This is a genomic window from Micromonospora sp. D93, assembly GCF_018070365.1.
Taxonomy (GTDB): domain Bacteria; phylum Actinomycetota; class Actinomycetes; order Mycobacteriales; family Micromonosporaceae; genus Micromonospora; species Micromonospora ureilytica.
The window spans coordinates 49,260-62,303 of record NZ_JAGPXW010000034.1; the positions used below are offsets into that span (position 1 = coordinate 49,260).

Here is a 13,044-nt window from a genome sequence, read left to right on the forward strand (position 1 = left end):
CCGCCGGCCCCGCCGGCGATCACGGCTGCTGTCATCGTCGCGGTCCGGTGGCGTCCAATCCGAGTGATGCCACCGGTTTCTGCCGTCGCCGACGCCGTGGACGCTCGGCGGCAGGGTCAGTCGGCGGTGACGGTCAGCGCGCTGTCGTTGAGCCCGAGCACTGATGTGCCGACGGTCTGTGCCGGCACAAGCAGCACGAAGGTCTCCACCCGGGTGACCCGGATCGACTTTCCGCTGATCGCCTTGAGGTGACCGGTGGCGATCAGGTCCGGGCTCTGCGGTTCCAATCGGACGGTGGCCGAACCGCCGGGCGCCGGGCGCAGCGTGTCGGTGGCGTGGATCGTCAAAAAGGTGAGCGTGCCGGTCGGCACCGCGACCGCGCAGTCGGACCACTCCGCCCGGTCCATCGTCCGCTGCACCGCCCCGCCGACACCGGCGAGCTGCTGCCCGTAGACCTCCCAACCGCCGGCGAACTGGCCGTCGAGCAGCGCGCTCGACACGACGAGGGACCGGTTGCCCGTCGTGGACCCGATGCTGCGGGCGAACACCTCGGCGGCGAGGGCCCGACGGCTGGTCGCGTCCAGGGCGGCGCCGCCCGCGGTGGCGGGCCGGCCGTCGATGCTCCGGGCGACCACCAGCGAAGGTTGAGTGACCTGAACGTTGTGGCTGAGCTTCCACTGGCCGTCAGCACCGAGCACGAACTGGCTGACGTCCGTGGGCGCAAGCTCCGAGCCGGTCAGCCGGAGAGTCGCCGTGGCGAGGAAACAGGCCGGGTCGGCGGGTGGCACCGCGAAGACCGGGTTTATGTGCTGGAAGGACGGTTGCGCACGCTGGTTGTACGCGGCCCGGCGTACTGCGGCGATGCTGAGGTCCAGTGAGGGCGAAACCTCCTGCGCGCGCAGCGCCTCGACGTCACCCGCCACCGAGGCGGCCGAGTCGGCCTGGTCGAAGGCGGTGAGCACGAGCGCGGCCCGGTCCCGACCGAAAGTGGCCGAACCGTGGGGCGCCGGGGTGGCCGCGTCCACTGGCTCACCACCACAGCCGGTCAGCACGAGCAGCGCCACCGTGGCGGCGGCGAACGGCATCGCCGGCACCGGCGCGGCGAGGGTTTGCGGGCTCCTGACGGATCTTCTGCCCAGCATCTCGTCCTCCATCCACCACCGGTCCACGGGAATCGCGCCCGATGCAGTCGAGTATGTGAGCGGCTGTCCGGCTACGACGGTGGCGGCGCGGCCTCGTGGTGCCCGGCCAGTCGACGTTGCACCGAACGACGTCATCCGGCCGGGATTGCCGTCATCGATCGGTGTCATCGAGACGAGCGACCCAGGCGGCCAGGCCCGACCGGGAAGCGACGCCCGTCTTGCGGTAGAGGCGGGTCAGGTGCGCCTCAACCGTGCGGGGGCTGATGTTCAGCTGCCGCCCGATCAGTCGGCTGGTGGCCCCGGTCGCCGCCAGCCGCGCGATGTGCCACTCCCGGTCGGTCAGGGCGGCGACCTCGCGCGGGCCGACCGGACGGGCCAGTCGCAGGCCGACCCGTTCCGTTCCGCACCACCCGGCCAGTTCCAGCGCCCGGCGGCGGGCCCGCGCCGCCAGGCCGGCCTGGTCGGCCGCTTCGGCTGCCCGGGCCAGGGAGGCCAGGGCAAGGCTGCGCCGTAGCACCATCCCGCCGGCGCGGAACAGGTCGGCCGCGGTCTCCAGGTGCAGCAGCGCCGCCCGGACCTCGCCGCGGGCGAGCAGCACCTCGCCGTACGCCGACTCGGCGAAGCCCCGTTGCCCGGACAGACCGACCTGATCCGCCTCGGCCATTGCCAGCCGCGCCTGCCGCTCGGCGTCGGCCACGTCGCCCGTAGCGAGCGCGGCGGCGCAGAGCAGCTCGTACCACCTGGGCCGCAGGGACGTCTGGAGACGGCTCAGCCGGCTGTCGCCGCCGGCTGAGCGCACCAGTTCCGCACAGGTCGCCGGATCACCCGACAGCAGCGTCGCGGTCGCCAGCGCCGTCGCGGCGGTACGACCGCACCAGGTGGCGAGGTCGGTGGCGATTCCGGCGGCGCTGCGGGCCAGCGCCACCGCCCGGTCGTCGTCCCGAGGGCCACCACGCCACGCCGTCGCCTCCGCCTCGAACGCCAGGGCGAAGCTCAGCAGGTCGCGACCGCCGATCCGCCGGGCAACGATGCCCGCCTCGGTGGCCAATCCGATGGCGGCGTTCAGCTGCCCGCCGTGGTAGGCCACTTGACTACGACCGAGCAGCAGCTGGCACAGTCCGTCGTCGCGGTGCGAGGCGCGGACGAGGGTCAGCCCTCGGTCGAGGTGCCGCACCGCGTCGGCCTGCCGTTCGAGGTACAACTCGCTCAGGCCGAGTGCGGTGAAGCAGTCGGGGTGGTCCCGCACGTCCCGGTCCGGCAGCGAGTCGACGATCCGGGCGCCGGCATCGAGCAAGCCCTGGGCGTCGTCGAGGGCGCCGTCGAGGGCTGCGGCCAGACTACGCACCGCCAGCAGGCTGGCCCGGTCCGCGCCGGAGCCGCCGAGATCTCCGCTGAGCACGTCGGGCAGCGCGGTCACGGGGCGGCCGGCCAGGATGCCGGCGGCGCCGATCTCGGTGGCGAGGCGGTAGCCGTCGCCAGGTCCAGCATCGGCTGGCAGGGCGGACAACTCCCGCCGGCTGATGGCCACCGCCTCCGCGTAGTTGCCGAGCAGACGTTCCACGCGCGCCCAGAGAGCTACTGCCTGCGCCCGCCGTCCCTCCGGGTCGGCGGGGAACAGCGGCACGATCTCCTGGAGCAGGGCCCTGCTCTCGGCCAGATTCCCCGCCTCCCCGGTGATCTCGGCCAGCGCGAGCGACACGTCCTGGCGACGTTGCGTCAGACCGGCCGTCGGCCGCAGCGCACGCAGCGCCAGCCGCAGCCAGCGGATGGCCAGGTCCGGCGTCTCGCGCCGGACCTCCTGCGCAGCCCGGCAGAGCACGTTGACGCAGCGGTCGGCCCAGCCGCCGTTCGGCAGGGCGAGCAGGCGCTCCGCGTAGCGGGCCCTATCCGCGGGTGGCGCGCCCAGATCGACCAAGGCGGTGAGCGCACGCGCACACGCCTCCACCTGCCACTGCGTGTCGGTGTCCTGGGCGACCGCCATCCGCAGCACCGGGTGCCGGGAGGCGAACCGTCCAGTGCCGGGGACGCGGCGGATCAGGTCAAGCCGGGCCAGCCGCCAGCAGGCCTCGACCGCCAGTGACGTCGGGACCTGCGCAACCTCGGCGAGCAGGTCCGCGGTGAAGGGCGCATCGACGATCGCCCCGGCCCGCAGACAGGCCAGCTCGACGGGGGGTAGGTCCGTCCACTCGCGGCGCAGCACGGCCACCGCCGCGTCGGACAGCCGGCCACCCTGTGCTTCACGGATCGGGTCTGCGCTGTTCGAGGTGGGGTCGCTCGGCAGCACCGCCAGGTAACCGGGGTTGCCGCCGGTCAGGTCGTACCGGGCGCGCAGCTCCACTGGGTCGATGTGGGGGTGCAGGAGCGCGACCTCAGCCACGCTGAGAGGGCGAAGTTCGGTCCGGTCGTGTGACGTCGGTTCCGCATCGGCGTGCTTGTCGGGATCCGGTAGCCCGAACGGCATCGGGGTCGCCATCTGCCGCGGGCGGTAGACGAGCACGAGCAGCAGCGGAGCGGGCACCGGATACCGCAGTAGGTGGGCGATCAGACCGGTGGAGGAGGCATCCGCCCAGTGCAGGTCGTCGAGGACCAGCACCAGACCGTCCCGTGCCGCCAGGCCGATCAGCCGGCGGGCCAACTGGTAGGTCCGGAACCGCCGGGCGTCCGACGCTCGCGCCGGCGCCGCTGGCACCGCAGCGACGGACTCCGCCCAGCTCTCCCCGGTGGGCCGTCCAGCACGCACCCCGCGTCGGAGTGACTGCCCCTCCGTGAAGGCATGTCGAAACACATGGAAGGGGACTCCTCGCTCATCCGGCGAACAGGTCCCGACGGCCCAGGGGACAGTGGAGTCGCACCGCTCCAGGGCCTCGCGGACGAACCGGGTCTTGCCGATGCCCGGCTCTCCGACCACCTCGCAAACCATTTGCCGGCCACGGCTCAGCGCGGTGGCCTGGGCTCTCCCAATACGTGCCAACTGTGGTCGCCGCCCGACGAAGCGCGGGCTCGATGATGCGCTTTCCAGCCCAGGTGTCATCACGCAGACCAGACGCCTTCCGGCACACTCAATGGGAATTGGTCACACTATACCGGAGCACCGCCAAATGTCGAAACAAACCGACGCGGCCACCCCCTATTTGACAGGTGACATCGAGATGCAGTTCTTTCCGACATCGCACCACAACCCGCAGAAAAGGACCGGTAGCCAGAAGCGCGGAACGATGTCCATGAAACCCAATAAATCACCTGCCATCCACTGCGCCCGGGCTGTCGCCAACGAGCCCCAGGCGCTGCCGGGCTCCGGGGCTACGCCCAGCCCAGCTGGACAATCATCGGAGGGCCGCACCTAATCTGATATCGCCACGATTATGGCCGTCTATATTGAATCGACCGAAGCGGTCATACTCCCACCTTGGCCCCTCAACCGTGACGCTCATCCCACACGATCACGATGAACCGACGGCAAAGGATTCCCACAGCGCAAATGACCGGAATCCCACCGCCAGAACTGGCCGCCTATTTTCAACATGCGAACAGCAACATGCAGACGCAACAAGCATATAAGAGACGAGCACAGAAAGCCGCAGGCAGCCAGCCGACGGAACCGGGCCGAGCGCCTGTCCCCTGCGCCAGGTTCCCATGACGAACCAGACCCTGGACAACGCCCCTCCTGCGTTGTCGTCACCCTGTGTCTGCGCCCGCAGGCTTCCAGCCGGCGAGCCGGCGCGGTGGCCAACCGCCCAACAGCTTGAGCCGCCCACACCGGCGATGCACTTCCCAACGTCGGCAAGAGCCGGAACAGCGTAGGGTCGGCGTGCAGTGAAGGACTTCGCGTCCGCCGCGGGTCTTCCGTCACCTGCACGCCGCGATCAGGCGAGCACCACGCTGCACGTTCACCGACCTGCTCCAGGAGGTTCGATCATGTCCAAGGACTCGACGAGCAAGGCGAACGTCAAGAAGAAGGGCAAGACGATCAAGGAGAAGCAGACTGCGAAGCGCCTGAAGCGCGACGAGCAGAACGGGCACTCCTCAAACGTCGTACCCACCGGGCGCTGACGCCGGCAGCATCGCTGAACTGTCCGAATGCGGCAGGTGGGGATCCGACGATCGGCGGATCCCCACCTGCCGCTGCGGTGTTCAGTGACGGCGGTGAGCCGTGACGATCCAGGCACGTGAGTCGAAGTACACGCCGCCGCCGGTGTGGTGGGCGTCGAGGGTGGCGCGTAGCCGCGTGCGTGCCTGCTCGGCGGCCGCCGCGTCGAGATTGGCGAGCAGGTTCTTGGACTCCCACAGGCCGAGCACGGCGTCGAAGGCGGTGGCGCTGTCCGGGCCGTAGTAGACGGGCTTGTTCACGTCCGTGAAGCTGACTTCCGCGAAGCCGGCCGCCGTCAGGACGCCTTCCGTGACGGTCGGGTCAGCGAGTGAGAACGGGTCCGGGCCGCGCGGTGTGGCTGATGCGGGGCCGAGTGCCTGGCGGATCGAGGTGGCCCACTCATTGCGGTCGCGCTCTTGCCAGACCAGCAGCACCAGGCGCGCAGAGGGGCGGAGGGCGCTCCCGATATTGATGAACGCGGCGACCGGGTCGGCGAAGAACATCGTCCCGAATCTGCTGATGCAGACGTCATAGTACGTCGGTGGAAAGCGGTGGACCTGGGCGTCCGCCTGTTGATAGGTGATGTTGGTCAGTCCCTCGTCGTCGCTGAGCTGACGAGCCCGTTCGAGCATTGGCGCGGCGAGATCGACGCCTACCGCGCTTCCGGCCGCGGCGGCGCGGGCGGCCTCGCGCGTGGACTGGCCTGTGCCACAGCCGATGTCGAGCACACGGTCGCGAGGGCCGACGTGGGCAGCGGCGCGGAAGAGTTCGTTGTGCAAGCGCAATTCTGCGTCGTAATCGAACAGGTCGGACATCCCTGTCACCGGTCCCTTTCGATATCTGTTTGGACGGGGCCATCGCGGAGTACGCCGCGCACCTGGTCCAGCGACACTGTTTCAGGCGGGAACTCCGCCAGCCACCAGGTGGCGCCCGCCTCGGCGTAGGGCGTCGGATCGGCGCCGGGCGGGAGGGCGATGGCGATGTCGTACGGGGTCGTCTTCGGCCGGCGGAGACCAGTGATCGTGGTAGCGATGTCGGCGAGCTGGTCCGGGTGTTCGAGATTGATCGGGAAGAAGCCGTCGTGCCGGGCGGCGCGGCGCAGCGGTCTGACGTTACCGGGATAACCCGCGGCCCAAACCGGGACGCCCGGGCGCTGAACCGGTCTGGGGAGGAAGGACATGCCGTCGACGGTGTAGTGCGGGCTGTGATGGTGCACGGGGCTGCCGGACCACGCGGCGGCGAGGATTTCCAGTGAGTCGTCGAGCATCTGACCCCGCCGCCGATCATCGAGTTCCTCGCCGGTCGCAGACAGCTCGTCGGCGAAGCGATCGCTGCCGAGACCGACACCGAGCGTGAGGCGGCCGCCGCTGAGCTGGTCCAGCGTCGCGGTTTCCCTGGCGACCTTGGTCGGTCGGCGGCGGGCAAGGGGCGTGACCATGGGACCGAATCGGAGACGTTCGGTGGCGGTGGCGATCGCGGCCAGCGTGATCCACGGGTCGGCCACCTGTCGGACCGGCGCCCGCCAGCGCAGGTTGTCCCACACGAACACGCCATGCCAGCCGGCCTCCTCCGCCTCGGCGGCCAGTCGTGCCACCGCCATTGGATCGGCGAGATCGTCGAAGACCGGCAGCCAGAGCGCGGACCGCAACCCAGTCATCGTGGGCCATCTCCGACGCGGACGAATTGGTGACCGTGTAGCCCTGGCTGGTGGATCTGCCGACGTCCTGGTCGTCGTGATGAATCACGAACCCGTCGCCGCGCGATCTGATCGCACAGCTGGATCCCAGGCCGCACCGTCGATGAGCGGGATCGCAGCGCTCGCGAGGTTTCCAAAGGTCTCAAGGCACACCTCGACGCCGTTGATCGATGAGTCTCGCCGCGCGAATGAGGATCGGTCATGGGCGCCACGCTAAAGCAGGCAGTGCATCGCGAATAGCGATAGTTGCCGATCAAGTCAATCGTGATAGCCGATGTATCGGCTATGGTTGGGCTCATGTCTGACGTCGAACTGCGGCATCTCACCACGATGGCCGCCGTGGCGGACGAGGGCACGTTCGGGCGAGCGGCCGCGCGGCTCGGGTACACCCAGTCGACGGTGAGCCAGCAGGTCGCGGCTTTGGAGAAAGCCGTCGGCGGCGCCGTGTTCGACCGACCGGGCGGGCCGAAACCGGTGCGGATCACCCCACTCGGCAGGGTGGTGCTGGCACACGGACGCGATCTGCTGGCGAAGGCCCAGGCGATGGCAGCAGCCGTCGACCGGTTCAAGGCCGGCGACGGCCGGGTCGACATTGGCACCTTCCAGAGCGTGTCCAACGTGATCCTGCCGCTGGTCATACGCCGGCTTCGGGACGAGCACCCCGACTGCGACATCAGGCTGTTCGAGGAGGAGACCGACCAGCCGAAAGTTCATGAGCTCGACCTGATGTTCTTCGACGGCCGCGTCGATGGCGAGGTCGAACTCCTCAAGTTGCTCGACGATCCCTACCTGTTGGTGGCCCGCCGCGGCACCTTCCCCGACGGTCCGGTGCGGCTGGCCCAACTCGACGGCGCACCGATGGTGGCGCACCCGCCGATCTGCGACCAGGCCCGGATGGAACAGGCGCTCGCGCGACGCGGCGTCCGGCCGCACATCGTGTGCCGCACCGCGGGCAACGAAACCGTGCTGTCGATGGTGCGCGCCGGCATGGGTTCGGCGGTCATGCCACAACTCGCGTTACACGGTGGCGATGTCGACCTCGACGAGTCGTTGTGCGTGCACGAGCTCAAGCCAGCGCTCCCCCCACGCGAGATCTTCCTGCTGTGGCAGGCACATCGCACCCACTCTCCACTCGTGGCGCGGACGATCGAGATCGCCGTGGACGTCGTGGGCAAGATCGCCACGCGCACTTGACCCGATCACGTGCGCTCGCACTCCTCGCTCGGCGCAGAACTGGCGTACCAGGGCCTGTGTCGAAGTCGGCCACAGCGGACAGTGCCGATGCACCGGGTCACTCTCGGATCGGACGAGCACTCCCGCGCCTGGCACGACCCGACGGTTCCCCGAGCCGCCACGTAGTGCCGGGCCGGTGGCCTCGCGCCAGAGCGCTGCCGTGCCCCCACACAGCCACGTCCAGAGAAAACGATCTTGCTGGTATTCACCGACGAAGGATCATGTGCTACGGTAGCCCAGTTGCAGTTTTGATTTCCGTAGACGTTTTTGAGCGCCTGATGGGGCATCTGAAACCCCGCCAGGCGCTTTTCGTTTTCGTGTCGTTTCGACGCGGGTGATCAACGCGGCGGCGTAAGGGTCCGCACAGTGCGGTCTCTAACAGCCTGCGAGGAGCAGACATGACTACAGGTACCGTGAAGTGGTTCAACGCCGACAAGGGCTTCGGCTTCATCAGCCCGGACGACGGCGGCGCCGACGTCTTCGCCCACTTCTCCGCGATCTCGGCGAGCGGCTTCCGCAGCCTCGACGAGAACCAGAAGGTGGAGTTCGACGTCACCCAGGGCCAGAAGGGCCCGCAGGCGGAGAACATTCGCCCGCTCTGATCCACACTTTGCGAACGGCGGCCCGACTGATTCAGCGGGCCGCCGTTCGGCGTTTCATGCGCTCACCACGGCATCTCCAGAGCATCTGATCGGCGGAAGTCCGGCCATCTCGGTGTAGCGAGCGGGTGGCGCAAACGAGCACCGACGCGAGCATGGCCATGCTCGCGCAAACTGCCGCTCCGTGCCGCCCAGGGCGGTCAGCTCAGCCGCAGCGCAGCCGTTCGTCGTCGAAAACGATCTCGATCAACGGGCTGCGCTTGAGCCAGTCTTCCAAGCGCTGGCGCTGGGTGACGTGCATGCGTAAACCGGGCTCGTCCTGCAGGGCGACCACCGCGGACAGTACGCGATGACGCACTGCGGGATCCTTGACCGGCACTGCCGTGGCCGGCAGATCCGCCCGGACATCGTTCTTGAGGTGGACGGTGAAATACGGGTGCGCAGACAGGTTGGCGTGCCAGCTTCGGGGCACCGGCATCCCGCTGAGGTACCAGCGGCCGCCGACGCGGTGGAACCAGATCTCGATGCGCCGTGGACGACCGGTGCGCCGGCCCAGGGTGGTGATGTCGATGGTGCGTGCCCCGCGCGGCGAGCCCGGACCGATGGCCAGAGCGCGCCTGACCGCGCCCACGTCGTAGCTTCTGTCCGCGGTGTCGGTCATGGTCGGCTGCCTTACTCGCGCCTGACGGAAATGGCTGTTGCGGCAAGTCAACCGTCGCCCCTGGAGGGCTGCTAGGGCCATCCTGGCGGATCCTTGCACGATCCTGCCCACGCGCAGGCACAGCACGGCACCGAGCCGGGCAGAGTCGTTCATCCAAGAGGATTGGGCAAGAGACGAAGAGGATCATTCTTTTCGCGGGCCCGGCACAGCGGTCTCCTGGAAGGGACACACTCCCCACGGATTCCGACGAATCCTCAGGCCCAGGAGGCACACCATGAAGTTGACATCCTCTCCGCCCTAAAGGACGGAGATTCCCTCCACGCTGCGCGTGGAACACGCGGCGTCCGGGTGGGTTCCCGCTTCCCTGCGCGCCGCCGGCACGAGTGCCGGTCTTACATGCGCTCCACGGGCGTTGAGGTCCGCCAGTCCAGCGGCCCTGACGTTCCTGGCGGCGTTCACGTCCCGGTCGTGGGCTGCTCCGCACGGGCAATCCCACGATCGGACGTTGAGCGACATCTTCTCGTTGATCCGGCGACACGCCGAGCACATGCGGGTGGACGGGAAGAACCGGTCCACCCGGCCAAAGGTGCGTCCGTACCGGGCGGCCTTGTACTCCAGCATGCCCGTGAATGACGCCCAACCAGCATCGTGCACCGACTTGGCGAGCCGGGTCCGGCCGAGACCGACGACGCATAGATCCTCGACGTATACCGCTTGGTTCTCGCGGATGATCTGCGTCGAGAGCTTGTGCTGCCAGTCCCGCCGGGTGTCGGCCACCCGGGCGTGCGCCCGCGCGACCTTGACGACGGCCGTCTTACGCCTGTTCGAGTCCTTCTGCTTGCGCGAGAGGTCCTGCTGCAACCGCTTGAGCTTGCGGGCTGCGCGGCGCAGGAACTTCGGCGCGGCCACCTTCGTGCCGTCCGACAGCACCGCGAAATGCGTCAGGCCCAGGTCGATGCCGACCTCGGCATCGACCGGCGGCAACGTCTCGTGCGCGTCGACCGTGACGACGAACGAGGCGAAGTACCGCCCGGCCGCGTCCCGGATGATCGCCACGGACGAAGGGTCCGACGGCAGTGTCCGGGACCAGCGGACCGCGAGGTCGCCGACCTTCGGCAGTCTCAGCCGGCCGTTGTCGAGGACCTTGAACCGGCTGTTCTTGGTGAACCGGATGCTCTGCCGGTTGTCCTTGCGGGACCGGAACCTGGGCGGGGCGACCTTGCGGCCCTTGCGCTTGCCCGTGACCGAGGCGAAGAAGTTGCGGTACGCGGTGTTCAGGTCCGCCAGGGCTTGTTGAAGCACGACCGCCGACACCTCGCCCAGCCAGGCGCGGGCCGCGTTCTTCTTCGCCTCCGTGATGACCCGTTTGGACAACTCGCCGTCGGAGACGTACGGCAGTCCGGCCTCGCGGGCTTCCTGCCGTGCGCGCAGCCCGTCGTTGAACACCACCCGCACACACCCGAACGTCCGAGCCAGCTTCATCTGCTGGCCCGGCGTCGGATAGACGCGGAACTGGTAACGGAGCTGCACGAAAAGCACGGTACCATATTGGTTTATGGCAGAACTTGAAAGCATCCGCACTGGTAGACACTGTATTTTGCGATGCATGTTCACTTGGTCTTCGTGACAAAGTTCCGGCACAAGGTGTTCGGCGACCGGCACCTGTCCCGGATGGAACAGATCATGCGAGACGTGTGCCGCGACTTCGAGGCCGAGCTGGTCGAGTTCAACGGCGAGAACAACCATGTGCATCTGCTGGTCAACTACCCGCCCAAAGTGGCCGTGGCCCGACTGGTCAACAGCCTCAAGGGCGTGTCGTCGCGCCGCCTGCGGCAGGAGTTCCCCGACCTCGTACGCCACTACTACCGGGCCAACAAACTCTGGTCGGGCTCGTACTTCGCGGGCTCCGTGGGAGGGGCACCGCTGAGTGTCGTGAAGCAGTACATCGAGCAGCAGAACCGTCCGGGTTAAGGCACTGCTCGGGCCTGACGGCCCTCCCAGCGCGGGCCTTCACCCCCACCCTAAAGGGCGGAGCACTGGCCCGCATACCGGTAGCGGCGTTCCACACCTACATCACCGCGGCGGCCGCAGGCTGAGGCCGTGCCGCGCGCCCGCCGCGCCATCGGGTCCTACCGCATCTGACACGCCCCGGCCTTCGCCGCAGGCGCCGGGCGTGCGGCGCGTACATGATCACGGCGAAGCCGATCAGGCAGATCACCGCGCCGGGCTGGAGGACGATCGTGACGTCCGTCCGGTTAGCCGGGGTCGGCGCAGAGTTGGGAGGTCAAGGCGGTGCGGGCCCACTCTTCCCACGTGTCCGGTGACCAGCCGCGGTCGCGGACGAAGATCAGGTAGAGCTGTGGGCTGAGCAGGCCGAACAGCAGGTCCGCCGCCATCTCGATGGAGAGGCCGGGACGGATGTCGGGCTTGCCGGCCAGGGCCTCGGCCGCTGCGTACTGCACTGTGTAACGCGGGTCGGGGCCATCCGGCCACTGTGCGGCGATCTCAGGGTCGGTGGCTGCGGCAGCCGCGATCAGCGGCATGATCGGGGCGACCCGGCCCAGGATCTCGCGGGTGCCGTGGACGTGCGCGCGCAGTTGCCCGGCTGCGGTGGGCTCGGCGCACGCGGCGCGAAACCACTCACGATCCATGGTGGCTACCGGCTCAGTGTCCCCGGCGATGGACGTGTCGACGACGTCCTTGAACAGCGTGCGCTTGTTGCGGAAGACGAAGTAGACCGTCTGGACGGCCACGCCCGCCCGGTCCGCGACCTCCTGCAGGCTCGTCGCCCCATAACCCTGCGCGACGAACAGCTCGCGAGCCGCCTCGACGACCTTTTCGCGGGTGCGGCGTGAGCGCTCGGCTCGCTTGTCCGGCCGCTTGACCTTGTCCATATTGCGAGTCTATCTTTAGAGTACGTCACTAGAGTTCAACTCTATATTCTTGGAGGACATTATGGACCGGCCCAACGCCACCCAGAAGCTGGAAACGGATCCGGCTTCATCGCAGCGGGACCCGGAGGAGGAGGCCGTCCACCGCGCACTGGAGGGCTACTACCGCACCGGCAAGCCACCATGGGACACCGGCGTGACGCCGCCCGAGCTGGTCGACCTGGTAGAGGGGCGCAGGGCGCTAGCACCCGGCCGCGCCCTCGAACTCGGCTGCGGCACGGGGACCAACGCCACCTACCTCGCACGGCACGGCTGGGAGGTGGCGGCCGTCGACCTGATCGACCGCGCCGTCGACCAGGCCAGGGAGAGGGCTGCGGCGGCGGGAGTGGCGGTGCGGCTGCTGCACGGTGACGCCACCCGCCTCGACGAACTGGACGTGCCGGGCCCCTTCGACCTGTTCTTCGACCTGAGCTGCTACTGCGGGGTCCCGCTGCACCGCCGCGACGCCTACGCCGCCGGGCTCACCGACCGCGCCGCTCCCGGAGCACTTTTGCTGATGTTCGGGTACGGCCCCGAGCCGCTCGGCAATCCGATCCCCGAGGTCACGTCGTGGGCGGCGGGCGTCACAGCCGACGAGCTTCGCGCCCGGTTCCCCGGCTGGGAACTAATCGACGTCACACCGGGCACCAATTCGGTGCCGACCTTCTGGTTCACGCTGCGCCGCGACGCCTAACA

General features: G+C 68.7%; 11 protein-coding genes and 1 pseudogene. 5 read left to right on the forward strand and 7 right to left on the reverse strand.

What is annotated here, in order from left to right:
• Window positions 1–116: 116 nt before the first annotated feature.
• Both KBX71_RS28625 and KBX71_RS28630 read right to left on the reverse strand, forming a co-directional pair.
• Window positions 117–1,142 (reverse strand): hypothetical protein, encoded by a 1,026-nt coding sequence (locus tag KBX71_RS28625; protein WP_210820912.1) that lies wholly within the window; start codon window positions 1,140–1,142, stop codon window positions 117–119.
• A gap of 151 nt (window positions 1,143–1,293) precedes the next feature.
• The gene (locus KBX71_RS28630; RefSeq protein ID WP_247684270.1) at window positions 1,294–4,173 is read right to left on the reverse strand and encodes an AAA family ATPase; all 2,880 of its coding nucleotides are present in this window, start codon (window positions 4,171–4,173) and stop codon (window positions 1,294–1,296) included.
• Window positions 4,174–5,057: 884 nt separating this feature from the next.
• On the opposite strand from KBX71_RS28630, the gene KBX71_RS34340 reads away from it, so the two are divergent.
• On the forward strand, window positions 5,058–5,192 hold the full coding sequence (locus tag KBX71_RS34340; protein ID WP_256442175.1) for a hypothetical protein: 135 nt from the start codon (window positions 5,058–5,060) through the stop codon (window positions 5,190–5,192).
• Between the two features lie 81 nt (window positions 5,193–5,273).
• On the opposite strand, the gene KBX71_RS28635 is transcribed toward KBX71_RS34340, so the two are convergent.
• Entirely contained in the window at window positions 5,274–6,044 is a 771-nt protein-coding gene (locus tag KBX71_RS28635) for a class I SAM-dependent methyltransferase (protein WP_210820914.1), read from the reverse strand.
• Between the two features lie 5 nt (window positions 6,045–6,049).
• Entirely contained in the window at window positions 6,050–6,886 is an 837-nt protein-coding gene (locus KBX71_RS28640; RefSeq protein ID WP_210820915.1) for an LLM class flavin-dependent oxidoreductase, read from the reverse strand.
• Between the two features lie 336 nt (window positions 6,887–7,222).
• Between KBX71_RS28640 and KBX71_RS28645 the strand changes: the two genes are divergently transcribed.
• On the forward strand, window positions 7,223–8,119 hold the full coding sequence (locus KBX71_RS28645; protein WP_210820916.1) for a LysR family transcriptional regulator: 897 nt from the start codon (window positions 7,223–7,225) through the stop codon (window positions 8,117–8,119).
• Between the two features lie 437 nt (window positions 8,120–8,556).
• A complete protein-coding gene (locus tag KBX71_RS28650; protein ID WP_043326981.1) occupies window positions 8,557–8,760 on the forward strand; it encodes a cold-shock protein in 204 nt (67 codons plus the stop codon).
• A gap of 202 nt (window positions 8,761–8,962) precedes the next feature.
• Here KBX71_RS28650 and KBX71_RS28655 read toward each other — a convergent pair whose 3' ends face one another.
• The gene (locus KBX71_RS28655; RefSeq protein WP_210820917.1) at window positions 8,963–9,418 is read right to left on the reverse strand and encodes a nitroreductase/quinone reductase family protein; all 456 of its coding nucleotides are present in this window, start codon (window positions 9,416–9,418) and stop codon (window positions 8,963–8,965) included.
• A gap of 297 nt (window positions 9,419–9,715) precedes the next feature.
• Entirely contained in the window at window positions 9,716–10,948 is a 1,233-nt protein-coding gene (locus KBX71_RS28660) for an RNA-guided endonuclease TnpB family protein (RefSeq protein WP_210820918.1), read from the reverse strand.
• A gap of 25 nt (window positions 10,949–10,973) precedes the next feature.
• Here KBX71_RS28660 and tnpA point away from each other — a divergent pair.
• Window positions 10,974–11,389 (forward strand): annotated as a pseudogene (gene tnpA / locus KBX71_RS28665) (IS200/IS605 family transposase).
• Between the two features lie 284 nt (window positions 11,390–11,673).
• Here tnpA and KBX71_RS28670 read toward each other — a convergent pair.
• Complete coding sequence (locus KBX71_RS28670; protein ID WP_210820920.1) at window positions 11,674–12,312, reverse strand: TetR/AcrR family transcriptional regulator; 639 nt, start codon at window positions 12,310–12,312, stop codon at window positions 11,674–11,676.
• A gap of 61 nt (window positions 12,313–12,373) precedes the next feature.
• On the opposite strand from KBX71_RS28670, the gene KBX71_RS28675 reads away from it, so the two are divergent.
• The gene (locus tag KBX71_RS28675) at window positions 12,374–13,042 is read left to right on the forward strand and encodes a bifunctional 2-polyprenyl-6-hydroxyphenol methylase/3-demethylubiquinol 3-O-methyltransferase UbiG (RefSeq protein ID WP_210820921.1); all 669 of its coding nucleotides are present in this window, start codon (window positions 12,374–12,376) and stop codon (window positions 13,040–13,042) included.
• The last annotated feature ends 2 nt before the right edge of the window (window positions 13,043–13,044 follow it).